General features: G+C 57.8%; 19 protein-coding genes. 9 read left to right on the top strand and 10 right to left on the bottom strand.

The window, feature by feature from the left end; all coding sequences use genetic code 11:
- Window positions 1-45: 45 nt before the first annotated feature.
- Genes RSQ48_RS05985 through RSQ48_RS05950 form a run of 8 tightly spaced genes read right to left on the bottom strand, consistent with a single transcriptional unit; the run spans window position 46 to window position 13,826 of the window.
- A complete protein-coding gene (locus tag RSQ48_RS05985) occupies window positions 46-1,602 on the bottom strand; it encodes a formylglycine-generating enzyme family protein (protein ID WP_415302228.1) in 1,557 nt (518 codons plus the stop codon).
- Window positions 1,592-2,800 (bottom strand): ABC transporter permease, encoded by a 1,209-nt coding sequence (locus RSQ48_RS05980; protein WP_003804592.1) that lies wholly within the window; start codon window positions 2,798-2,800, stop codon window positions 1,592-1,594. The genes RSQ48_RS05985 and RSQ48_RS05980 overlap by 11 nt, the downstream gene beginning before the upstream one ends.
- On the bottom strand, window positions 2,791-3,504 hold the full coding sequence (locus RSQ48_RS05975) for an ABC transporter ATP-binding protein (RefSeq protein ID WP_415302227.1): 714 nt from the start codon (window positions 3,502-3,504) through the stop codon (window positions 2,791-2,793). Before RSQ48_RS05975 ends, RSQ48_RS05980 begins: the two co-directional genes overlap by 10 nt.
- 1 nt (window position 3,505) lies before the next feature.
- Entirely contained in the window at window positions 3,506-5,491 is a 1,986-nt protein-coding gene (locus tag RSQ48_RS05970; protein WP_153008893.1) for a vWA domain-containing protein, read from the bottom strand.
- Window positions 5,488-6,531 (bottom strand): hypothetical protein, encoded by a 1,044-nt coding sequence (locus RSQ48_RS05965; protein WP_415302226.1) that lies wholly within the window; start codon window positions 6,529-6,531, stop codon window positions 5,488-5,490. The genes RSQ48_RS05970 and RSQ48_RS05965 overlap by 4 nt, the downstream gene beginning before the upstream one ends.
- The gene (locus RSQ48_RS05960) at window positions 6,528-9,098 is read right to left on the bottom strand and encodes a virulence factor SrfC family protein (protein WP_415302225.1); all 2,571 of its coding nucleotides are present in this window, start codon (window positions 9,096-9,098) and stop codon (window positions 6,528-6,530) included. The genes RSQ48_RS05965 and RSQ48_RS05960 overlap by 4 nt, the downstream gene beginning before the upstream one ends.
- 5 nt (window positions 9,099-9,103) lie before the next feature.
- Window positions 9,104-12,322 (bottom strand): virulence factor SrfB, encoded by a 3,219-nt coding sequence (locus RSQ48_RS05955; RefSeq protein ID WP_059317891.1) that lies wholly within the window; start codon window positions 12,320-12,322, stop codon window positions 9,104-9,106.
- A gap of 16 nt (window positions 12,323-12,338) precedes the next feature.
- Entirely contained in the window at window positions 12,339-13,826 is a 1,488-nt protein-coding gene (locus RSQ48_RS05950) for an SrfA family protein (RefSeq protein ID WP_415302224.1), read from the bottom strand.
- A gap of 500 nt (window positions 13,827-14,326) precedes the next feature.
- Here RSQ48_RS05950 and RSQ48_RS05945 point away from each other — a divergent pair, with 500 nt between their 5' ends.
- The gene (locus tag RSQ48_RS05945) at window positions 14,327-16,423 is read left to right on the top strand and encodes a PhoX family protein (protein WP_415302223.1); all 2,097 of its coding nucleotides are present in this window, start codon (window positions 14,327-14,329) and stop codon (window positions 16,421-16,423) included.
- Window positions 16,424-16,885: 462 nt separating this feature from the next.
- Window positions 16,886-18,406: a flagellin gene (locus tag RSQ48_RS05940; RefSeq protein ID WP_415302222.1), complete on the top strand. Its 1,521-nt coding sequence runs from the start codon at window positions 16,886-16,888 to the stop codon at window positions 18,404-18,406.
- Between the two features lie 463 nt (window positions 18,407-18,869).
- Here the strand turns inward: RSQ48_RS05940 and RSQ48_RS05935 are convergent, their stop codons facing one another.
- Window positions 18,870-19,088 (bottom strand): type II toxin-antitoxin system Phd/YefM family antitoxin, encoded by a 219-nt coding sequence (locus tag RSQ48_RS05935; RefSeq protein WP_301607057.1) that lies wholly within the window; start codon window positions 19,086-19,088, stop codon window positions 18,870-18,872.
- Between the two features lie 55 nt (window positions 19,089-19,143).
- Window positions 19,144-19,905 (bottom strand): RNA polymerase sigma factor FliA, encoded by a 762-nt coding sequence (locus RSQ48_RS05930; protein WP_219235873.1) that lies wholly within the window; start codon window positions 19,903-19,905, stop codon window positions 19,144-19,146.
- A 238-nt stretch (window positions 19,906-20,143) separates the two neighbouring features.
- Here RSQ48_RS05930 and RSQ48_RS05925 point away from each other — a divergent pair, with 238 nt between their 5' ends.
- The 7 genes from RSQ48_RS05925 to fliE all read left to right on the top strand — a co-directional run bounded on the left by RSQ48_RS05925 (window position 20,144) and on the right by fliE (window position 24,949).
- On the top strand, window positions 20,144-20,545 hold the full coding sequence (locus RSQ48_RS05925) for a flagellar protein FlaG (protein WP_301607055.1): 402 nt from the start codon (window positions 20,144-20,146) through the stop codon (window positions 20,543-20,545).
- An 89-nt stretch (window positions 20,546-20,634) separates the two neighbouring features.
- Window positions 20,635-22,029: a flagellar filament capping protein FliD gene (fliD, locus tag RSQ48_RS05920; protein ID WP_415302221.1), complete on the top strand. Its 1,395-nt coding sequence runs from the start codon at window positions 20,635-20,637 to the stop codon at window positions 22,027-22,029.
- A 6-nt stretch (window positions 22,030-22,035) separates the two neighbouring features.
- On the top strand, window positions 22,036-22,467 hold the full coding sequence (gene fliS / locus RSQ48_RS05915) for a flagellar export chaperone FliS (protein ID WP_003804615.1): 432 nt from the start codon (window positions 22,036-22,038) through the stop codon (window positions 22,465-22,467).
- A gap of 78 nt (window positions 22,468-22,545) precedes the next feature.
- Window positions 22,546-22,881 (top strand): flagellar protein FliT, encoded by a 336-nt coding sequence (locus RSQ48_RS05910; RefSeq protein ID WP_003804618.1) that lies wholly within the window; start codon window positions 22,546-22,548, stop codon window positions 22,879-22,881.
- Window positions 22,878-24,161 carry a flagellar hook-length control protein FliK gene (locus RSQ48_RS05905; RefSeq protein WP_415302220.1) on the top strand — a complete coding sequence of 428 codons (1,284 nt, stop codon included), beginning with the start codon at window positions 22,878-22,880 and terminating at the stop codon, window positions 24,159-24,161. Before RSQ48_RS05910 ends, RSQ48_RS05905 begins: the two co-directional genes overlap by 4 nt.
- Entirely contained in the window at window positions 24,151-24,471 is a 321-nt protein-coding gene (locus RSQ48_RS05900; protein WP_219235867.1) for an EscU/YscU/HrcU family type III secretion system export apparatus switch protein, read from the top strand. Before RSQ48_RS05905 ends, RSQ48_RS05900 begins: the two co-directional genes overlap by 11 nt.
- A 142-nt stretch (window positions 24,472-24,613) precedes the next feature.
- A complete protein-coding gene (gene fliE / locus RSQ48_RS05895; RefSeq protein WP_003804624.1) occupies window positions 24,614-24,949 on the top strand; it encodes a flagellar hook-basal body complex protein FliE in 336 nt (111 codons plus the stop codon).
- Window positions 24,950-24,966: the final 17 nt, after the last annotated feature.

The following is a 24,966-nucleotide window of genomic DNA, read 5'->3' as shown; positions in this document are numbered from 1 at the left end:
TTCCTCTTCCAATTGAAGTACGTCTATTTTTTATTGACCCGCTCTTTACGAGTTGGGAATCGATTTGCAGTTGTTCTTCCAGGCACTGATATCAATCGAATCTGTTTTCAAATAGTCTTTTTGATTCTTCCAGTGCACGTCCAGATAAGGTTTCAGGGCGCTGAGGCTCTTGTTCTGTTCCATCATCTGGCGTGCGACCGGCACCTGTTTTTCCAGCAAGGTGAGCCCGTACAGGGACGAGGCGTCAATCAAGTTGCTGGCGTAATAACGCGCCAGTTTCGCAACACGATCGTGCTGTTCATCCAGCTTCAATTTGCGGCTGACACATTGTTTGTCGTCCGGGCTGGCCTGACACAGCGCCTCGTAATTTCGTTGCAGCAGCTCCACGAACAAGACGTCGTCTTTAAGTTTGGTGCACAGAAAAGAGCCCAGCTCCAGATTGGCGCGAATGGCTTGGTCGCGCATTTCCTCCTGTCGCAAATTGGCAGCGCGCAAATCCCCTTCCAGCTGCTTGAGCTGCGTCTTGAGCGTGTCGTCCTCCAGACTGCTGGCCAGGGAGCCCAAACGCTGCACGGCGGACTCTTGTGCCGGCGCATCCGGGTTGACAGCGCCTTGCTCGGTCCCCAAGGCCTGCCAGCTCTTTTCAATGGCCTGCACCCGGTCGCGCGAAGTCAGGGCAATTGACACCAGAGCCAGCCGCATACCCGTCGTTTTGGCCTGGGTAGGCCCTTTGGAGCCGTAATAGGCTAATTCCTTGCGCGCCGAAGCGCGCAAGGCTTCGGGCTTGGACAGGAAATTGCCGCCCCGCACCACAAAGCCGCCTGCCTGACCATGCTGACGATCCAGCTTGTTCAAGCGAAACGGCTCCAGAATCATCTCGTCCACATTGCCCAAGATGTCGTGCAGCCCCAGCGGATTGGGCTTGAGCCGCCCCATTAGCTGAACCGCCCCATTGGACGACTGCGACCCGGCATACCACTCGTAGTCGTTCATGCCTTCAGGCATGGGATAGCGCACGTCACGGAACTCGGCCGAAGACAAGGACGAGCCACCACGGGCCGCGTATTCCCACTCGATTTCCGTTGGCAGACGCACAAACCCAGCCAAGCCGTCTTCTTTGGGCAGCTTGTCGGCGGCATTGTCGCGCAACCACTGGTTGTACAGGTCGGACACACGGATCGCGTCCATCCAGCTGATTTCGGTCTGCGGCACCACCAAGGTATTTTTGGGTGTCGGGCAGGTGGCTTCTGTCAGAGACTGGTACTGCAATTTGTTCAGCTCATACTTGGCCATCAGGTAGTAGCGCGATGAACCGGTCTTGCCATCGGTAAAACTGCCCGCAATAAAGTCAGGGCGTTTGTGTTCGATATAACCCCATTCTTGCGCTTCCTGCCCCACCACCACACGCATATCATCCAGAGGGCCGGCCACCGGCACCGCGACACGGCGAAACACCATGGCACCCTCACAGGGCATGGGCAACACCACATCGCCTTCGGCAGGTTTGGGGTTGTAGTACTTCTCCTCCCAAGGTGCCGCCTGAGCAAGCGCGCTCATACCCAGCAGCGCCGTCGCCGCACTGAACCACAATTTACATTTCACGCAGACTCTCCGCAGGTTGAACGCGAACGGCACGCCAGGCTCCGATCGCCGCCACCACACAGGCCAGGCTCGCCACCATCAATAAGGCGTACAAGGCATGGGCCGGGGTGATACGACATACGAAGTCCGTCTGGAGGCCATCTCCCACTAGTAATTGATTAAATAAAGCACTGCCCAGGCCATAGAGGCCCAGCCCCAGGGCATAGGCGATCAGGCTCAGTACCAGTGCCTGAATCAGCACATAACGAATGACACCGCCACTATCAATACCCAGCAGCCGCAGGACCGCCAGATCTTTACGTTTGCGATCCACATTAGCCAGAAAGGCACCGCCCAACGAGGCCGCGCAGCCCACCATGGCCGTCAGAGCAATCACGCCAAAAATCAGGCTCAGCACACGATTGATGGCGCGAACGTTTTCAATGTCGGCATACCGGCTGGCCACCGGAATACCCTGCTGTTCCAGCCCCTTGGCCACCGCCCCGACCTGATCGATCGTGCTGGCATAGACCCGGGCGCGGGCATACAGCACGGGCATATCAGCGGCCAGGGGTTTGCCGCTGAACAGGGCAAAATCGGGCACTTGAAAACCATCGCGAGCGTATTCCAGGGCCAGTAGGGTTTCCGGGGCCACGAACACGGCAGGACGCGAATAGCGATGTTCAGCCAGCACATCCACCACGGTCATGGCTTTATCGCCCTGCTCGCGCTGCCCGTCCAGACGACGGTCAACACGAATATGAACCAACTCGCCCGCCTGCCAGTTCAATCGGCGCGCAGCCTCCTGCGTCAGAATGATTTCCTGGGGGGACAGATCACGAGCCTGGGTCTGCAACAAAGGATCGCCCTGCGCACTGGCCAGCACTTCAACGTTTTCCAGAAAACGACGTCGGTCCAGGCGCAGATCCGCCTGCGTGTTCAGCGAACGCGTCATGCCCACGGCGTATGCCACACCGGGCATCTGTCGCAGCCGGTCCAGCCAGGCCTGATCAAAGCTGCCGCTGCTCAGCATCTTTACTTCCAGATTGCGCGGATCATGCAGCAACGCTTGCTGCAATTGAGTGACAACTCCGTGCTTCAGACCGAAGAGCAGCAGCAAAGGCGCGACCACGGCGACCATGGCCGCAACCATGCAAAAAGAGATGCGCCAGTCAAAGCGCAAGTCAGCCCAGGCCAGTCGACACACGCTTAGCAGCATGTCGCATCCCCCTGAGGAAGGAAAACACTCAAACCGGGCTCCAATCTGGCTTGCAGGCGCGGAATGGCGAACTGGCTCAGACTGTCCCAATCATGCGAGACCAGCAAAACCGCCAGATCCAGCTCCCTGGCCAGGCTGAAAAACAGCTGGAACACATCATGAGCGGTTTCGGGGTCCAGGGCTGCGGTAGGCTCATCGGCCAGCACCAGGCCGGGAGCGTGGGCAATCGCGCGCGAAAAAGCAACTCGCTGGCGCTCTCCAATCGATAAGGCAGAGGGGTACAGATTCAGCAGCCGCCCCAGCTTCAGGGTGGCAATCGCGGCATCCAGATGATCGGCCTTGATCGGCATGCCTAACAAGCGCCGTGGCAGAACCATGTTTTCCCAGACCGACAGGTAGGGCAGCAGACCACCATTTTGCAGCACAAAGCCCAGGTTCCTGGCACGCCATTGCGCCAACTCGGATTCACGACCATCGGCATACAAGGCCTTGATATCCATGGCCTGCCTGCCCAAACGAAACGCTTTGACCTGTTTGGGCTTGAGCAACAGTCCCAGGGTCTCCAGCAAGGTGCTTTTGCCGCATCCGCTGACGCCGGTCACGGCCACGATCTGCCCCGCTTCCAGAGCGAGCGCAGGCAATTGCACACGAAAAGCCCGGGGGCCTTGCCCCCTGGAAACCTCTAACTGCTGAATGCGGAGCATGTCAGGGCATCATCTCCAACGGCACGGGATACACGTCATCCCGCGCATCTGCCCCTTCGGCCAATGACACCCAGCGATCCGCATCCGCGTTGTAACGCTCGTAATGGCGCAACTTGATGCCCAGATCACGAATGAATTTCTCCTGGCTCAGGGCATCCCAACTGCTCCAGGTATCTTCGTCCAGACTCAGTACCGCGCTTTGGTAGGGCAAGTCGTCCAGATACTCGCTCATCAGGCCCAGCTCGGCGAGCTTGGTGCCCTTTTCCTGCTTCAAGGTGCTGGGGTCCGCCCCCATGGCGGCGGCCACGGAACGCAAGCGGTTAAACATGTCGGTAGGCGAAATCATGCCTTCGTTGGCCGCCTCCAGAATCTGTTTAACCACAGCGCTCAGATCACTCAACTGGGCTTTGGTCAACAGAACACGGACATCCGTTGTGGGAATGTTCTGGCGCACCAGGTCACGATCGCTGATCCAGGCATGAAATACCTCGGGCGCGGTGGTGCCGGTTGTCTTACCCAGATAGGCCAGGCGCATGGCATGGCCGATCAACTCGGCGTCCGAGAGCATCTGGTCAGTCGTGCTATCGCCCGTTTCCTCGGCGCGGGCCGCGCTGCCAATGGCATCTCCGCCCTGATAGGCCACTTTGACCTGCTCCGTCAGCGCCGTGGCCAGGTTATCGACCATCTTGCCAAACTGGTTCACATCACCGGCATTGACGGGGTAGTACAGCGAAGTCTGCGTGCCCCCATACGTGGACAGCTCGCGGTACTGGTCTTCGGCTTTGGCGTGGTTGTTCTTGCCCGAGGGCGTCTTCAGATGCAGGGTGTAGATCGCCACCCCCGGCTTGGCCGCTTCAATACGCAGTTGCGGCGCATCCAGGCCGGTCGAGGAGTACGTGTTATTGCCTTCCAGCGCCCCGGCGTCGGTAATCAGCACCACGTAGCGCGCGCCAAAATCATTCCAGTTCACCTTGTCCAGGGCTTCGAGCACCCCGGCGTAGGCGTCTTCGTCATAGGCAACCGTCGAGACCTTGGCCTGCTTCAGATCGGCCACTTTAGCCAGGAAGTCTTCACTGCTGGTGACGGTATTGGGATCTGCATACATGCGCGTCAGATACTCAATGCCCGGCGCCGCGTCCAGATTGGAGCGAAACGCGATCAACCCGAACTTGACCTGCTCTGACAGGCCCTGCTCTTCCACCTTGCTATAGACCTTGCGTACCGCCTCGCGGGTACGTTCAATGTAGGGGTCCATGGAAATGGTGGAGTCAATCACAAAAACGACTGCCGCACTAAAGCCCTTGATCTGGGACGTGCGAAGGGCATCCTGATCCGGCTGCGGCTCGTTCTTGGCGGCGTCCGGCTCGTTCTGATCGGCTGTCTGTTTGCTGACCGAGGCCACATTGAGCAAACGCGTACGGAAACCGTTTTCAGTCATCACCTCTTCGCCACTCAAAACGGGCAACAGGTAGAACTGCTCTTGCACATCCACAAAATACTCAGGTTCCTGGGCCAGCACACCCTCGGCCTGCGCGTCTTTACGCAGCGCCTGACGGATAGGAGCCACCAGGGTTGCCGGGTCAGGCGTGTCCAGGACTTTTTCCAGCAAGGTGCGCTCCTGGAAAAACAACATGCGGTCACGGTTGGCCGGGTTGGTAAAGGCCAGGGTCAACTGCATTTTCCAGTCCACCGTGCAGGCCTTGTCCAGCCAGCCCACGGTTTTGCCCTGGCTGTCCGGGCCCACCTGCAAGCGCTCTGCCCCGGCCTGCTCGATGCGCTGATAAATATAAAAACGGCTAAAGGCGGGAACTGGCTTGCCCTGTTGATCCGTTGCCGAAGAAAACAGACGGCAGGAAGGCGTGGTCAGGACGCGTTGATAAAGCGTCTTTTTACCCTCTTGCAGCAAGGGGGCGGCCGCCTGTGCCTGGCCTGCCCCCAACAAGAGCGCAGCAAGCAAACTGAATCGAACCAGCGGACGGATCATCATTGGCTCAGCTCCTGAAAGCGGGCCTTGGCGTGCGCATTATCGGGATCGGACAGCAAGACGGTTTCATACCAGTACGCAGCGGTAGCCGGATTGGGCTTGCCAAAGCAGGCATGCGCCGGGTGATCCTGGGGATCATATTCACGGGCATAGGCCAGGGCAATCTTCACATCACCAGACTGTGCCTTGTTCACATACAGGCGTTGGGCGACGTCGCATTGCCCCGCCTTTTTGACTTCCTCAATCACAGCCAGCCACTGCTCGGACGTTTTGCTTTCCTTGACACACTCTTGCACGAACTGCAGCCCAGGCCGATCTGCCAGCTTGTCCATGGTGCAGTTGTCAGTCTTCACCACGGCGGGCTTGGGCTCGGGTGCCTCGGGGGCCGCCGGGCTGTCGTCCTTGGCGGACTGGCTGTAGAACCAGTAGGCGGCTGCGCCCAGCAAAGTCAGCAAAAGGACGAGCAGAACAATCCATTTGGCCATGCCACCTTTTTTGGCGGGAGGCTCGACAGGAGCCACCGTGTCCACGTTGGGGGCAGGCATCTCCACCTTGACGGGTTCCGGCGCTGGAGGAGCCACCGTCTCAACCACAGGAGGCGTTTCCACAACAGGCTCGGGCGCGGGTGTTTCGGGTGCAGCGGCTACCGGCATGGTCAGTTCCATTGCCTGGGCATGGCCACCCGCAGTAGAAGGCAAGATGGCCTTGTCCAGTTTCAGCGGGCTGCGACCCAACTCTTCACCACCACTATCCGCCAAGGTGATCTGATACGCATCGCTGGCATTGGCCAGCAGCGAATCCACAATGTCGGCGTTCAGCAGAACCGCAATCCCCTCTTCATGCTCGGTCCAGCCTTGTTGCGGCAACCAACGCAAAGAAGCATCCCAGCTTTGTGCCGAATGCAGGTAATAACTGTTTTGGCTGCGCTGAATGGCGATCGCATAGTCCCCCAGCTCCAGCTCATCATCCAGATCACGCACATACAAACGAGCGCGGCCCGGAACAGCAGGCTCCAACGCCTGCAAACTAAATCTTAATTTCATGCCACGCTCTTATCGGTAAAACAGTCCAAAATGCGGCCCAAGGCCTGATTTTGCTCCAGGCTCAGTTCGCGCCCGCCCTCATAACCCGCGTTATGCAAGGTGGTGTGCGCCAAAGCGGCCAGCCATTGCTCAAAAAAGAGAGCACCGTGATCCTGGGGCTGGGCGGGCAGTGCCGGCATGCCATCGGGGGCAAACGTCCTGGGGGTCTTGAAGAAATCCTCGGTGCCGCCTTTCAGGTAGAACCAGGTCACAAACTCGCTGATCGTCATGGACACATTGCAGACCTGACGATCAGCCAGGCGCTCGCGCCGCACACCGCTTTGACGACGCTTGGTCAGCGCGGCCAGCAGCTTGTCGCGCAAGGCCCAACGATCCGAGGCCACAATCAACTCCTCCACCAGGCTGGCGAGCAAATCGACCGGCATGCGCAACACATTCTGATTGGTGCGGCTGGCAGGAAGGTCACGCAACTGACTGACCCAACTGCGATAAACCAGATCGGCATACTGCTGCTCGAAAGGCTGCTCCTGAACCAACACGCCCGGTTCATCGGGCTCACTCTTGCTGGAACCCAGGCTCAAGAACAGATCTCGCAAGGTGTCTTGCGACAGGTGCAAGGCCGCCAGCAGTTCGCCCACAAGGGCACGATAGGCAGGCAATTCTTCACGGAACTGTTTGGCCAGCGCCTCTTTGACTACCGATTGCTGATCGCCATCCTGGCTGTACCAGGAATACAGGGACTTCTTGACCAGGTTGTCATGCAAACTGCGAAACTGCTCTTGCAGGCGCATCAGCTTGAAATCCAGGCCGCCGATCTGGGCCACATAAGCGCGCAAACGCTGCATGCCACCATCGTTCAAGGCGAGCATGGCATCCCAGGCCTGGGCTGGATCACTCAGTTGCTGCGCCAGCAGCGGGTTCTCAATAAAGCTGCCGCGCATGCGCCCCATTTTCTCGGCCACAGAGGCGGTAATGGAGAGCTCCCGGCTCTCTGTATCCAGATCGATAAACGGCGTGGGCATGCCGGGCTTGCGCACCAGGAAGGTGTTGGAAAACGGCTGATCGGGACGCCATTGCTGCAACCATTCGCAGTGGCCAAAACGCTCCTTGAAGCTCATCTTCATCAAGCCATCCCAGCTGTCACGCACCTGAGCATCATCCTGAATCAGGGAGGCGCCAATACGTTTGTCAAACATGGTAATGGCCCACATCAGGCCCACTTTGCGGTTCTGGCGCTCCTGCGGTGTGGCCCCCTGAGTGCGATGCACCCACCGTGTCAGCACGGGTTCCACGTCCTTGACATCACTTTGCTTGTCCGAGGCCGTACACATGACAAGGCCGTTCATCTCCTGCTGGTCGGTATAGCGCTCAAACAGATAGGCCACCTTGCCGCGCAGAATCAGCTGCGAGGCAGGATTGCCACCGCTGCTCTCCGACGCGGCACCGGCCTCCTGCACCGAGCGAATGTTCAGGCGACCGCGGTAACCGGGAAAATCCAGCAGGTCTACCTTGTCCACACCGCTGGCCTGGGTTTCACCGATCAAGGGAAAGGTCAGCTCAACGGTCAGCGCGGCCAGATGGGCCAAGGGCACGTCCACCGCCTGGGCAGCAACAACGGTCTGGCCATCGTGCTCGCGCACGGGCAAAACGCTCAGGCTTTTCTCGGCGGGACTGCCCAAGGATTCGAGCACATCCACGTTCATGATGCTGTCCTGCTGCACAAAGCCATCGCCTTCGCGACGGATCAGGGCGGTCAAGGGTGCATACACCTTGCTGGGATGGCCCAGGGCCTGCAGCACTTTAGCCAGGCCGATATAAAGTTCACTCAACTCAGCCTGTTCACCCCACAAGATGGAGAACAGCTGTGCCCGATCTTCCAGACGCAAAGCGGGGGCCAGATTAATGAGCTCGGGCCAATAAACACTATCGAGCAAGCGGGTGGAATTGCCAAAACTGCCGCGCACGTAATCCCACAAGGACACGGCATCATCGGCGCTAAAGCCGGTATCGGTGAGGCCCGCGCGGCCTTTGAGCGAGTCGATCAAGGCCTTGATACGATCAGGAGCAAAGGTATAACCGACCTGCTCCTTGTCAAAGTCATTGAAATAACTGTTGACCAGGATTTTCACCATATCGACCTCAGAAAAAATCTGCAGTTCGACAGGGTAGGCCTCGGGACCTGGGCTCGCATTACGGCTGAAACGCGTCACCAGACCCGTGGCTTCTTTACCGCCTCCCGGTGGGTTCACGTGGCGCAAGAAGTCGATGGTTTCACCACCGTAACGGGTTTCCAGGCGTCCGTTGCCCCCCGCGGCAAGGCTGGAAATCAGATAGGATTTGCCCGCTTGCGACAGACCAAAAAACCCAATCGTCATGGGGCGCCCCGACACCACGCTCAGACTGCGGGCTGTATTACGGGCACGGCGCAGCTCCAGCACCAGACTGTCGGCCTGCGCATTCAGGCGTTGCGACGAGCCACGCGCCTGCATGACCCACTCAATCGCCTGTCCTGCACCGTGATATACGTTCTGCCAGTCCTGGCACAAATCCTTCTGTAAGGTTGTCATGTCCGTCATTTGAGCACTACGCTCCCGCTATCGAGCCAATATGGAGAATCACCCAGACCTGCTTCCAGCATGGTGTTGAGCTGGATACGCACGGCCTTGGGCACAGGGCTGGACAATTTGAAGTCGCGCGGATTGGAGCGACGCACTTCCAGGCGGTCGCTGATCATGCGGCGACCTTGCTTGTCACGCACTTTCTGATTGACCTGCAAACTCACTTCCATGGAAGGCAGTTGCCCATCATCGTCAGGCGCATCCGCCATCTGGCGACGCACCTTCTCGTTCAAATGCAGGTAATACAAGGGCGAGGCGGGCCAGCGTTCGACATCCAGCTGTCGATAGCCCAGACGCAGGTAACTGCCCTGCATCAAGAGGTGATAGCCGTCCGAGTCCTCGCTGCTGACGCTTTCCAGCGTCACCATTTCCTCGCGGGTATCCGGGTCAATCTGGAGCACATCCTTGTAGACCAGATCCTGATCCTTGATCTGATTATTGGAATCGATAATCCCGATATGGCGCAGGGTGGAGCGCGGCCGCAGATTCGATACTTTGAAATTGAACTGGTCAATATTCATGTTGTAGCAAAGCAGGCACAGCATGGCGCCCACCGAGGCCGTACTCTTGGGATCATCGATCCGGCCATTGGTGTGGAAAGGATACCAACTGCCGGTGCGGTAATTGTGCAAAGGCAACAATCGCGCAGGCGAGACAGGCATCTGTGAGCGCACATAGGCCTGCACGCCTGGCAGGCGCGAAGGACGCCCGGCCATGAGCACAATGTCGCAGTCGTAATAGTTCAACACTTCGCAAAAAGCGCGCAAAGGGTCGTTAATGTTCAGCGAACCCGTGACCAAACCCTGGTGCAAATGGGCCAGATCAAAGGACTGCTCAACATGGGCCAGCTCCAGCTCCACGCGCTGACCGACATGCTTGTGCAGTTCGTCCAGCACATACTGCACCACTTTGCCGGAAACGCGTGGCAGGGCATCGGCCGCCCCCGCCGAGGCATGGGACAGGGGAACATTGCCCTGATCGCCATGCACATGTTCAAAGTCCAGCAACTGGCCCCAGGGCACCGACTGAACAGCGCGCGGGTCCTCGTGCGGATCGTAGGCTTCATAGCGTTTCAGAAACTCCAGCCCCAGCGGCACAAAGACCTGCAGGGCCAGTTGCTGGCGCAAGACGGCTTTATTGGCATCGGCTTTTTCATTGCCGCATAGACGCGACAGGAAGACGTCCGTATCCTGCACACCGGCATGACTCAGGGCGTGTTCAAACGCGGGCAGGACATAACGCTGAATCACATCGAGCAAGATATCGTCACCGGCCACGCGGAAGCTGTCGCGAAAACGCTGTTTGGGCGAGATGGTCAGGTTGCTGCCACCGCCCGCTCCTGCCGGGCGACGCAAGGTGTAGTCGCTGATCACGATATCGGTGGTGCCCCCACCAATGTCAATAATGCCCAAGGTCAGCGTTTCCCGATCTTCCTTGTAGGGGGCCGCAACGGCATCAAAGAACTCATCGGCATGGCCGGCAAAGTTCTGGGTAATTTCGGTAAACAGATAGACCAACTGCGAACTGGTTGCCTCGTCCCATTCCACCCGGAATTCGGGCAAAGGCACACGCAGGCTCTCTGGCATGCGACCCGATTCGACAGGCTCGAGCGCATAAGGATCTTCTTCACCCTGATACCAGTCCAGGCTGGTCCACAGCAGACCAATGGCCTGACGCAAACGCTCAGACAGGAGGCTGCGCTCTACCAAAGGCATGCCGGGCGGTACCGTCAACACGATGTTGCTCAGGCGACGCGGCTTGTTGGAATGCCCCTGACGCACCCGTTGGGCCGGACTGTTGATTTGCAACAGCGCCTGGGCCAGCACTTCGGTCAGCATGAATGTCATGACCGAACTGCGCGAATAGAACGGCTCAAACACCGGCAGGCGGTCGTCTTCTTCCAAGGTGAACAGCGCTTCGCCCCGCTCGTCAATGTGCAGGGAGAACGGTGCTGCCAGGGCACGCGGCTCTGCATCGGAACGGTCGTACTGCTGACTGAAACGCCAGCCGTGCTTGTATTCGTTTTCGTCCCACAAGTAGCGTTTAGGACTGGACAGGCCGGTGGTGCCTTCGGTGCCACGACGGCGCGCAGCCAAACGCGCAGCCTCATCGCCAACACGCACCAGCGTAGGCCAGGAAAAAGCGGTGGGACGGCCACTTTTAAGGGACAGATGATTCTTGCCAAAGTCCGTCTGCGCAAACTCGACACGACTTTCAAATGGCTTGCTGTACACCTGATGCGGGTGGGACAAATCGCGCAACTGCAGCACGTAATTTTGCCGCAGCCCCGAATCGTCCTGGCCATGGTTTTCAATCAGAATCCCGCAAGTACGCGAGTTCCCTACATCCAGCACCAGATCTACCGGAATGATCTGCTCGCTTTGCCAGTTGGCCGCCAACACCTTGATGTCCGGCAAGCGTACCCAGGCTTCCGTACGCTCTTCCACACTCTCATGCGGGGGCGCGAACAGACTGAGCAGGTTCAAAAAGTGCAACTGAGCCGAGCGCAAGGCGCTGACCTCTTCGCCAAAGTCGATGTTGCGCGTTTTGTTGACGTTGTCTTTATAAACTTCCAGCAGCCATTCCTGCACCCAGTCGCGGTTCAGGAACCAGTCCATATGGGCGCTATCGCAAGCAAGGCGAAACAGGGCGCCGGCGTTGATGTCCTCTCGCAAGGGGGCCAGATAGGCCGCGCCTTCAGTCAGGTCCACCACGCTGGTGTCGCAGGCAAGCGTAATACGGTGCGTGTTGCCGTCCCGATCGGGCGTTTCCAGACGCACCACCCGCAGGCGGCTCCAACTGGCTGGCCCATGATCGAAACGATGGGGGGCGACAAAACGAACATAGGGCACCGGTAGCCACAGGCCATCGAACAGGTCCAGGGTACGACTCAGGGACACATCGCATTCCTGATCATTGCGCCCCCCTCCCTGATAGACCCCCACCTCGCCTTCGGGCTGGTGAAAGAGGGTCTGCTCCTGGCCAAACTGCAGACCTTCAAACAGCAAACGCCAGTTCTGGCCATTTGTGCTGAAAAAAGAATGGTTCAAGGTGCCCAGCTTCTTGCTACCCAAAGTGGGAGCGTTGATGTCAAAACCGAAGTCCATGAACTGGACTCCGGTATTTTCAATCAAAGTAACCAAGCCATCGTGTTTGAGTAATTCAGGCAACATAAGATTCAGGCACTCATCATTCGGATTGCTGCAAGATCAGAGGAAAGGCATTGGAGCCGTACATGCCCGCGCACTGGGCGGCAGCTCCTGCGGCACCGGGATCACACACAATCTTGGGCATATCGTAGGCCGCATTGTCAGTACATTTGGCGGCGGAATTAGCATTCAAGATCAGACGGCCCTGATCGGCCAAGGCCGACACAGGAGCCTCGCACTGCACGCCGTCCCCGCGCTTGATCTGCACATGGCCTGCACCGTCTTTCAATTGATATTGCAGTTGCACGGGTTTACCGGTCTGACTGTCCTGCACTCCCATGCGGGCGGCCCATTGGCCGTTAAGGAAATCCATCTTGCCCGTTTGCAAGGCATCGGGCGGCACCACCAGAGAACCGGGGGGAACTGCCGCAGACGTTGCAGGGCTAGTCGGATTGGCATCCAGAGTCGGAGGCGCGGCAGGATCGGCAGGCGGGTTGGCAGGCCCGTCTGGCAACTGCGGCGGCTGGGGATGGGCATGCGCGTTCGCGGCCGGATCAGCTGGCGGCGCAGCATCCAGAGCCTGGCCTCCCTCTGGAGCACCCGGCACGACAGGAACGCCCGTTCCCGGAGCAACAGCGTCAGGCGCCCTTACCCCTGGAGCCATACCCGAGCCTGGCGCGCCCGGTACCACGGGCACCGAGCCTGCCGTAACACGCCCCGTCGCATCGACACGAGCATTGGGCAGCAGAACGCCCGTATCCAGCGTGGGCAAGGACCAACCCAGCCAGTTACGCACTTTCTCGGGCAGGTAGCTGCCGACACTGGAACTCAACGACGCCACAGGGGTATTGGGCACAAGGGGCGTCGAACACCAGCGCAAGCCAAACAGGAGCAAGGCCAGCAGCAGCAATAAGGCCAGCAAACGCCACCACCAGCGGGACCACCAGCTTGCTGCCACGGGAGCCACAACCGGAGCCACGGCGGGCTCGACTGGCGGCAGCGGGGCAGGCACGACGGCAGGCGCCACCTGAGGAGCGGGTCTCAAGGGTAGCAAGGGATCTTGGGTTTGGTCCGCTCCGTGGTGCAAAAAGCCCCAGAAGGTCAGAACGGGCTTGCCGTTGACCAGATAGACAAAGTTTTCATCCGGGAAATACAGAACACGGCGCAGCAGACTGGAGAACAGGGCCTTGTCGCCCAAGGCGTCCTTTTCCTGCTCATCGGCGTCCACAGCGGGCGTCATCTCATCCAGCCTGGCCTGAAAAGCCGTTAATTGGTTCAGGCCTTCCTCACGTTCCTGCGCCGTTGCTGCCGTCCAAGGCACCACCTGACCTGGGATCGGGCTGTACCAGTCCAGTGTGGAGCCTGTTTCATTGCTTTGCGGAATCGCCAGATGATCGGCAACATGGCCGGCCCGACGGCGCAAAGCTTCTCGCAACTGTAAAGCGGAGCGAAATACCGGTCGGCCGCCCTCACCTAAAGCCATGAAAGCATCGGCACGGCCACTGCGCAGTAAAACCCCTTGCTTCATTGAGTTCCCGAATAAAAAAAAGAAACATAGTACAACAAATAGCTACTTCCACAGCCTCAGGAAAATGCCCAGTCATAGGGTGTGCACAGGGAGAAAAACCCCTTTAAGGGTTTTAAAAAAACCGGAACCAAAAAGAACGGAAAGTCGTTTTGATACTGAGAGACCAATTAAAGAGGGAAATAAAACCGCCTACCTTTCGGCCCTGCTGATAAAAATGTACGCCGTCGTACGCAAATCAACATTGACCCTGCAGAAATAAGCGCCGCCTTGACTTACTAATCAGAATTAGACCCTGCCCCCCCCAGTTTCAGTCCGTGGAAAAAGGCCCAAAAAAAGGACTGGTCACGCGCATCCAGCCCGCCAACCCGCGCTATGACCCGATCTGCGGCACGTTTGCCGGCCAGACCCCGGCAACATTCCGGCCTTTGTCATAGACCTTTCACGTTGACCGACTAGGATGAGCGCTACCCCCTAACTCAGCCTTGGCGCTATTCATCACTATGAGCAAACATATCTCCGACAAGACTGTACGTAACGCCAGTCAGAACACCCCTTTTAGCGAAATTCTGGAACGAAGCCTGTCTCGCCGTGCCGTCATGCGCGGAGGCCTGGCCGCTGCGCTGGCCACCATGACCGGCTTTGGCCTGGCTGGCTGTGACAGCAACAGCACCGGCAGCAGCTCGTCCGATAGCGGCAGTGGCCATACCCCTACCCCAAGCCCCAATCCTGATCCAGAACCACCGGCAAAGCTCAAACTGGGGTTTGAGTCCCTGCCCACTTCCATGACAGATGGCTGTGTTGTGCCTCCCGGCTATACCGCCCATGTGCTGGCCCCGTGGGGAACGCCCATTAACGACAACGCCTTGCCCTGGGACCAAAACGGCAACAACAGCTCCAGTGATCTGCTCAACTCCATGGGCATGCACCATGACGGCATGCACTTTTTCCCACTGGAAGGCAGCTCCACTGAGGGCTTGCTGGCCGTCAACCACGAATACATTGACGCCAATGCCCTGCACCCCAATGGCCCGACCCTGGTCGATGGCAAACGGCCTGCCGAGGAAGTGCGCAAGGAAATCAATGCCCATGGCGTAGCGATCATCCACATTCGTCGCAACCAGGGCCGCTGGGACATCGTCCAGAACTCGCGTTACAACCGTCGCTTCACCTCCGCCACCCCCATGAAGCTGGCCGGCCCCATCGGCGGCACGGACTGGACCAAAACGCCTTTTTCGCCCAACGGCACGCAAGTGCGTGGCACCAACAATAACTGCGGTAACGGCACGACCCCCTGGGGCACTTACATCACCGCCGAAGAGAACTGGGCCGCCTGCTTTGTCAATACCAGCAATCGTCCCGCACACCAGCAGCGTGTGGGCGTATCGCCCGGCCCTACCGGCCGTTACCAGTGGGAAACCGCCGCCCAAGACCCATCGGAAGTTCTGGGCGAATTCGCGCGCTTTAACGTAACTAAAACCGGCGAAGGCCCCACCGAAGACTGGCGCAACGAGGTCAACGGCTTTGGCTATCTGGTCGAGATCGACCCGTACGACCCCACCAGCATCGCCACCAAACGCACCTCCATGGGTCGCTTCGCGCATGAAGGATGCGCCTACAGCAAACCTGAGGCTGGCAAGCCACTGGCTTTCTATAGTGGTGACGACTCGCGTTTTGAGTATGTCTACCGCTTTGTCTCCGAGGCCAACTGGGACCCGAAAGACGCACAGCGCACCGACCGTCTGGCCGTTGGCGCCAAGTATCTGGACAAGGGGACCTTGTATGTCGCCCGCTTCAACGAAGACGGCTCGGGCGAATGGCTAGCCCTGACAGGAACAACGGTTGGCAAAAATGGGCGCACGCTGGCTCAAGAGTTTGGCAGCCTCGATGCCATCCTGATCAACACACGCGGTGCCGCTGACTTTGTGGGTGCCACCCCGATGGATCGCCCCGAGTGGACCGCCACCCACCCAAGCAACGGCGACATCTATCTGACGCTGACCAACAACACCAGCCGTAATGCCTCTACGGGCACCAACCCGGCCAACCCACGTCTGAACAACGTAAACGGCCACGTGATTCGCTGGCACGACGAGGCAGACTCGAACAAATTCAAGTGGGACATTTTTGTGTTCGGCTCGGATGCCGGTGCGGATGCGGACACCAACCTTTCTGGCCTGACGGATCTGAACCAACTGGCCAGCCCGGACGGCCTGGCTTTTGACAGCCGGGGCATCCTCTGGATCCAGACGGACAATGGCATCGATGGTGGACGTAAAAACAATGTCGCCCGCGCCACCAACGACCAGATGCTGGCCGTTATCCCCGGCGCCCTGGCTGACAGCACAGGTACCGGCCCGGCCATCAACGCGGCCAATCAGGCCGAGCTGCGCCGCTTCTTTGTGGGGCCCAATGAAGCCGAGATCACCGGTTTTGCCATGACCCCGGATCACACCAGCCTGTTCCTGAACATTCAGCACCCCTCGAACTGGCCCGCTTATGACACGCAGGACGCCACCGTCGTCAGCATGAACACGGTACGTCCACGTTCTTCGACCGTGGTGATCCAGCGTACGGACGGCAAGCCCATTGCCGTGTAAGCACCAGGGCGGATCAGGGGTTTGAATCCGCCTTATTGAGTGTCATGCTCAATTTTTTCCATGCGGGGCCGTCAATCGATGGCCCCGTCTGCTTTTTAGCACGACGCCATTCAGACAAAACCACGGGTTTGGATGCTGGGGCACGGAGCCAGTTGCTCCATTTTCGAGAAGCGACCAGGGAAAAATCGGGCCTGAGGGCCAGAGCACGACAGCAAGCCGACTGCTCAGCACACCGGAGCACCCTGCTTGAAGCCGCGGCAATCAAGGCGTGAAGGCCACGTGAAGAAAATTTTCTCAACAGGCCCCTAAAGAGTTTTTCACCCCTTCCGTTAATGTTGCTGTACAGGAAGAACGCAGTGTGTCGAATGCGCGATCAGCCCCCTGGGGCCTAGCAGAACGCCAACGCTTTCCTGGGCAAAGGGCGAAACCGTTTCGCCGCTCTACTCAACATTGGGAGTTACCATGTCTGTTATCAATACGAACTCGCTTTCCCTCGTTGCCCAAGGCAATCTGAGCAAATCGCAAGGCGCACTGGGTCAAGCCATTGAGCGTCTGTCCTCCGGCCTGCGCATCAACAGCGCCAAGGACGACGCTGCTGGCCAAGCTATTGCCAACCGCTTCACCGCCAACATCAAGGGTCTGACCCAGGCTTCGCGTAACGCCAACGATGGTATCTCCATCGCTCAGACGACTGAAGGCGCGTTAAACGAGATCAACAACAACCTGCAGCGTGTTCGTGAGCTGACCGTCCAAGCCACTAACGGAGCAAATTCGGCTTCAGACCTGAAGTCCATCCAAGACGAAATCGGCCAGCGCCTTGATGAGATCAACCGCGTTTCGGAACAGACTCAGTTCAACGGTGTGAAGGTACTTGCAAACGATAGTGATCTGAAGATCCAAGTTGGCGCACACGACAACGAAACCATCTCCATCAATCTTCAAAAAATCGACTCTAAGGCTCTTGGACTTAATGGCTTCACCGTTAACGGAGCCACTAAGGCAACCGTTAGCGACCTCGTTGGCCAAGGCGCGACTGGCACGCACACGTACACTGGCCTCACTGTTACTGATGGTGCCGCGTCTCCGGCACCCGTAAGCGATCCTGTAACCGTCGACATTGACTCGGGCGTGGTGAAAGCCGGCGCTGCGCAACTATATGTAAGCGCTAAGGACGGCAGCTTGGTGACTGCAGCTAACGTCAGCAACGGCACCGCTACATACACGTCGACAGCAGCAGCAAGCACATTTGCCACCTCTTTGAGCGGGGCAATGACTAACAAGGCGGCAGGTGACACATTCAAGCTGAACGGCATGGAATTCACAGTGACCACCGCTCAGACAACAGCCAACACTGGAGTAGCGACCGCAAAAATCGATAATAAAACGGTCACGTTTACCCTCACGGACGCTACTGGTACTGCTAACCTCGCTACCGACACAGCCGTTTATACTTCTGCCGTCAACGGTTCGCTCACGACCAGTTCTTCGGTTAGCAATCGTGAAGCAACCCTTGCAGATCTCGACCTGCAAAGAGGCAAGCGTAGCGCTACGACTCTGCAACTTGCCGGCGCAACGTATCACGCAACAGCTGCCGGCGATGAAGTCAAGGATGGCACTGGGGCGAGCGCTAATACGATGTACATCACTCAAACCGACGCTGGCAACACAAAGCTGATTACAGAGTCTGCTGCTAAATCCGAGATGGCGACGAAAGACCCCTTGGAGACGTTGGATAAAGCGCTTTCTCGCGTTGATGCTCTGCGTAGTGAACTGGGTGCTGTCCAAAACCGTTTCCAGTCCACGATCGCCAACCTGAGCAACACGGTCACCAACCTGTCCGCAGCTCGTTCGCGTATTGAAGACGCCGACTACGCAGTCGAAGTCTCCAACATGACTCGCGCTCAGATCCTGCAACAGGCTGGCACGTCGGTACTGGCACAGGCTAACCAAGTGCCACAAACTGTACTGTCGCTGCTGCGTTAATTGACGCTGCCGAACCATTCACTTTGAATTAACAAGCGAAGTGAATGCACGACAAAAAGCCAGCCCAATAACGGGCTGGCTTTTTTCCATCTGAATCAACACGACAGGACATCACAGAGAAGTCAGACTGCAATTGCCGCCTGCTCGACACTTAGTCCAAATCCTCACTTTATCGCTGAATAGCAGCGCAGTACACTGCCATGCCCTCCCTCCTGTTTACCGCCAAGAACAGAACCACCAGAACATCATCCTCAACGGTATAAACAAGACGATAGCCCTGCTTGAGGCAGCTTGATTTTGTAGCAGTTCAACAAATCGCCTCGCAAGGCGGACCCGACACATGCACTGTATCCAGTCTTTTGCGAAGCAGACTTTTGAAGGTGGTTTTAACGCTTCCATCCAGCCGCTCACACTCCCGCAACGCTTCGGGCACGAACTTTAAGTTGTATTTATGGGCTGTCTCTCAGAGCTGCTCAAGACCAACCTCGACCGCCGTATCTTTGACCGCCAGCCATTGACGCACCAACTCATCCAAATCCCGGTTAGCCATTTCCTCGACCAACGACTCACACAAGCGAGGCGTCACCATATAAAAGGCGGGTCGGTTATGGCTCAATACGGCAACAGGCTTTTCTCCAGCCGTACGCAATACCTGTGCCGGGTTCTTCTTGAACTCGGACATGCTAATAGAATAATCAGTCAAGAAAGTGGAAGATTAGCAGCCGGTAGGCGCAGGCTTACAAAAGTACCTGAAACTCCGCACTGTCAGAAATAGCGTCCCACTTGTCTTTTGCCAGGCAGGCACGGATACGGGCTACGGCCTGGCTACGAAGTTGAGACACCCGACCTTCGGTGACCCCCAGCACCAATGCAATTTCTTTCTGGTTCAAGTCTTGCTCAAATTGCAGCGCAAAAAGCAGTTTTTCACGCTCGGGCAGTTGATCGATGGCGGTAATCAAGGCTTGTCGTAGTCCCTGGGAGGTCAACAGGTTCAAGGGGTTGTCAAAGTATGCCTGCTCCCGCGAATTGTCCTCCAGAAACTCCAGCGCATCGGCTGATGGGTCAGCGTGGCGTTTCAGGTCTTCGTAGTGAATCACCTGAACCCCCACTGCCTCGTCCAGCAGCTCGTAGTAATCGTCCATGCTCATGGACAGGGCTTGGGCAATTTCCGACTCGGTGGGCTCACGCAACAGTTCCTGACGCAAGGTGCTGACGGCTACTTCAATCTGACGAGCTTTGGTGCGCACACTGCGCGGCAACCAGTCCTGACTGCGTAATTCGTCCAGCATGGCCCCGCGGATACGGGTCACGGCGTAGGTTTCAAATTGGGCCTCGGCCACCACCTGGTAGCGGCGTACGGCATCGAGCAGGCCCATCATGCCCGCTTGCATCAGATCATCCAGCTCGACACTGGGAGGCAGGCGCGACACAAGCTGAAGCGCCTGGCGGCGCACCAGTGGGGCGTACTGCTCAACCAGGACGTCTTCTGAACGAGGCATGGACAGGCACGAATCCGGACAATAAAGATGGGGCTATTTTGCCTGCCACTCCTGCCACACAGTCCCCAAATCAAACTGTCTTTCGCCATCTTGTTCAGGCTTTAAACGGGCCTGACCGGGCCAAAAGCCAAAATACCTCCTAAAGATACGCGCGTGGGTGCCGTAATTGGAGCGTTACAGGTGCCAAGCCCTGCCATGCTCTTGCGGCCTGCCACCAAGCCCCTTCTGGAGTGATGTCATGATCAACTCAGTTTCATCTCAAACGACGGCCTTGGTGCCCCTGGCTTCCCCGGTGGAACAAAACCCTGGCACCCCCCTGCCGTCAGCAGCCACGACAGTGACGCCTGCCAAGGAAACCGGTACGGATACCCAGTTGCAGCAGCGCTGGCCCGACAAGCGCGAACCCCTGCCCGGCATGGTCAACACGCTGGACGACACGCTGGAGCAGATCAACAACTCCCTGCAGGCCTGGTCCACGGGCATTCGCTTTGATATGGATGACGAGGCGCAGCGACTGGTAGTTTCGATCGTGGACAACACGACCGGCGAGGTACTGCGCACCGTGCCGTCCGACGCGGTTATCCAGATTGCCAAAATGATCGTTCAGTTGCAGGGCAACGCCGTCAGCGTGAAGGTTTAAAAACCAAACTGGCATCGAAACGTCCCATTGACATGGGCTTTGCGCGCGGCATATTCGCGACAAAATAGGACACTACAGGAGTATTTGATATGGCTATTTCTTCAATCGGTATTGGCTCAGGCCTGAAGCTGGATGAGTTACTGGAAGACCTGCGAAAAGCAGAGAATGTCTCCCTGACCGCTATTCAGAATCGCCAAATCGAAAATGTGAGTCGGATCTCCGCTTACGGCAAACTCAAGGCGTCTATTACTGCCCTGCAAAGCGCAGGAAAAACACTCAATGACCCAAGTCTATACGGGGCAGTAAAAGTCAAGGCCGCAGGCGACGGTATCTCTGTCACAGGAAACAACAAGGCGACCCCTGGCCAGTACAGTATTGTGGTCGAACAGCTTGCCAGCAAACACTCACTGAGTACTGGCAAAATAAGTGATCGCACAACCCCACTCGGTATTGATGGAAAAGTAACCATTACCCTGCAAAATGGAACAGCACATACCTTGGATTTGACTGGCAAGGACACCTCTTTGCAGGGAGTCATGCAAGCGGTCAATGCTGACCCTAAACTAGGCGTTACGGCGACTATCATTAATAACGGTGATCCCGATCGCCCCTATCAATTAGTTTTAACCGCCTCCGAAACCGGAGAGCAGGCTTCTATCCAGTCTATTTCTGTAGACGAAAATGCTAATCTGGACGGTCTGCTTTCTTTTACAGCAGCCACTGAAAGCAGCCCTGCTCAAGGGATGAAACAACTGAGTGAAGCCGTCAACGCCAAAGCCACTATTAATGGCATTGACATCATCAGTCAAAGCAATACCCTGAAAGACACTGTAGAAGGTCTGGAGATCACTCTCAACAAAGCCAGTTCAGACGCGATCAGCCTGGATGTGACACGAGACGACAGCATCCCAAGCAAGGCTATTTCAGACTTCGTTGGAGCTTATAACGCCTTAAATAGTACGATTCGCTCACTGACCTCCTACGATGTCGAAAACAAAAAAGGCTCTGCCTTAACGGGCGACTCCATGCCCCGCCGGATTCAGTCCAGTTTACGTTCCACATTGAATATTCCAACTACTGAAGGAAATTTACGCTCCCTAGCCTCCATGGGCATCACAGCCGACCCAAAAACAGGAGACTTAGTTGTTGATGACAAGAAACTGGCAACTGCGCTGAAAGATAATATGGCCGATGTCCAACGCCTGTTTGTTGGTGAGGATGCTATTGGAAACCGTATTAACAAAGCAGCGGATGAATACGTCAAAAAAGGCGGTTTTATCGACAATGCAACCGACGGCGCTGACAAAATTGGGAAAACCCTTGAAAAACAAGCCCTTGCCACTGCCGAACGCATAGACAACAAGATTGAGGCTTATCGTAAGCAATTTATTCAGTTAGACAGAATGGTGAACCAAATGAAAGGCACCAGCGATTACCTCACCCAGCAGTTGTCCATGCTGGGCAATATGAACAGCAATAAATAAACCCCTATGAGCTATCCTGCCCCTTCCCGTCGCTTTGGCCAACAATCGGTTCGCACCTACGCCCAGGTAGGCCTGGAAACCGAGGTCCTGAGCGCCAGTCCCGAACATCTGATTACCCTGTTGTTCAACGGCGCGCGCACAGCCATGTTGCAAGCCCGTCTACACATGGAACAAGGCAATATTGCCGGGCGGGGGCAATCCTTATCGAAGGCCATCGATATCGTCGATAGCGGGCTGAAAATGGCCGTCGATACCGAAAAGGGCGGAGAGCTGGCTCGCAATCTGGTCGCAACCTATGACTTGATCCTGCACAACCTGATGCTGGCCAATCTTCGCAATGACGCGGAAAAGCTGACGCTGGCCGAACGTATGCTGACCGATATTGCCGATGCCTGGCGCAGCAATGTTGACACCCAACGTGCCAAGCAGCCAGCTTGACTCCGGGGCTCGCAGACCAGAGCGCGTCTCTGATCCGCACCTCCAACCTCCTTTGCGCCTTTTGCGCCTGGTACGAACATGAGCGATACCTCTAACCCGATCGTCGACCAATATCAAATAATCGCCGGCATCACCCGTCACATGCTGGAGCTTGCCCAATCAGCACGCTGGGAGGATGTGTTTGAGCAATCCGAACACTATCAACTCGCCGTGGAAAAACTCAAAAACATGGAAGATCTGTCTGCAACCGAAAAGCAGGCACGTCGTCAGCTGCTGACGCAGATTCTGGCCGATGACGCCCAGATCCGTCACCTGGCCACCCCGGAACTGAGCCGGCTGGGCGCCCTGCTGGGCAATATGAAACGCCAGCAAACGGTATTGCAAGCGTACTACAGCCCTAGCGTTCATCCATGAGCATTGGCGGCCCCTCCCCCTTGGGGACGCTGCTTATTCAGCGGCTGGATGCCGTTCTGGGTATCAGCACAGGACAGCAAAGCAATATCGCCACGGGCGCCCGACCGGATGCGATCAGCCAGACACCGGGCAGTCAACGCGCCGAGCGCCTTGAAAATCAGACCGCGCGAGATCAACGCCAAAGCGTAGATCAGGCTCGTGCCCACACCCAGGGTCGCGACAGCCGGAACCTGCGTACACAAACCGGTCAAAGCCTGACCGATCCGGCCCTGACTGCACGCGGCCCCAATACGAGCACCACCAGCTCAGCCCCGACAACGTTGGGACGCACCGCTCAACTGATTCTTTCCCTGCTGGAGCGCTTTCCGGATCGAACGCCCGCCATTCAGGGCAGACAGGCCTTATTGTCCAGCCACCCTACACTGCAAGCAGACGCCAGCGAAGCCGCCCGCCCCGGCACCGATGGTCAGGCAGGTGGACGCGCCGGCATGGCACAAACGGCCGCCAGCACCATGGCCACCCTGACTCAGCAAGGGCTGCCCTTGCCCGGCAGCAGCGCAACGGGAGGTGCCCACGCGGGGCCAGGCGCGACGGCTGGCGGCACGGCCGGCACACCCGCAAACCCCGCAGGCCTGTCCGGCACCGGGACGGCGGCCACGGGCACGACGGCCACCGGAGCCCTGCCCACCGGCAGCACGGCCGCACTGGCGCAACACTTCGCCCAGGCGTTACCCCAGGCCCTGCAACACAGCGGCTTGTTTTACGAGTCTCACCTCAATGATCTGCACTTTGGTCAACGTAGCGTCAGCGAACTGCAGCTGGAACCACAAAACCAGCACCGCCCTTCGGCCGAACCGGCATCCGCCCACAGCCCTGCCAGTCAAACGCCCCCCTCTGCCCCGGACCCGGCCAACAGCCTGCTGCTGCGCCAGCAACTGGACACACTGGCCCACCAGAGTCTGCAATGGCAGGGCCAGGCCTGGCCAGAGGCGGAGATGGATTGGAGCATTCAGCGTCACGAAGCCCAATCAGACGAAGAGACAGAGCACTGGTCCAGCACCGTGCGACTGGACCTGCCCACCCTGGGCCCGATCACCCTGCGCCTGAATCTTTTGAATCAGCAGTTGCTGGTCCATATCCAGGCCGAGCAGTCCGCTCCCTACCTGGACGAGCACAGCCTGCCCTTGCGTGAACGCCTGCAGGGCCAGGGCCTGATTCTGAGCCAGTTGCAGATCGAGGCTGACCCGACCTTGCCGCAGGACCTGCCCGATGAAGCCTGAATCACCGACCCATCGTCCGCAGGCCCTGGCCTTGCGCTACGACCCCAAGGATGGGGCTCCGCGCGTAGTCGCCAAAGGCTACGGCACCCTGGCTGAAAAAATCATCGAAACGGCCCGGGAGCATAACCTGTACGTCCACGAGTCCCCCGAGCTGGTGGGCCTGCTGATGCAAGTGGACCTGGACCGTCATATTCCTCCCCAGCTCTATCAGGCCGTCGCCGAATTGCTGGCCTGGCTGTATGCGCTGGAACAAGGCCATCCCCAAGCCACACAAGCCTTGCAGGCCTTGCACGATGCCTCAAAACCTTGATGCCCTCGTTTAGAAGGGCTGAAAAGCCCCTGTTTTTGGGCTTAGATACCCTGCTTAGCCTCGCGTTCAAAACGTTACATTAAGCACGGCAAGCTGCCCGCACCTGTGCGTGCAGCCCATCCTGACTTTCTGGCAAGCGAACATGTCGATTTCCAATCTCTCCAGCATTGAAAACCTTTTGGCCCAGATGCGCGCTGTCGCGCAGGCTGCCGGGGCTTCCAGTTCTGTGTCCTCCCCGGCCAGCAGCGCTGCGCCTGGGGGCTTTGCCGCCGAGCTGGCACGCTCCTTGAACCGGGTGTCACAGGCGCAAAACGAGGCCAGCGCTCAGGCCCAGGCCTTTGAAATGGGCGAGCCCGGAATCTCCTTGAATGACGTGATGATTGACCTGCAAAAAGCCAGCGTTGGCTTTCAGGCCACCGTCCAGGTACGCAACCGCTTAGTGGCCGCCTACCAAGAAATTGCCAGTATGCCGGTGTAAGCGCCTGATCCTTTCAT

The organism is Alcaligenes sp. SJTW-7 (genome assembly GCF_047716895.1).
Lineage (GTDB): Bacteria > Pseudomonadota > Gammaproteobacteria > Burkholderiales > Burkholderiaceae_B > Alcaligenes > Alcaligenes ammonioxydans.
This window is presented reverse-complemented; position numbering and strand designations above follow the sequence as displayed.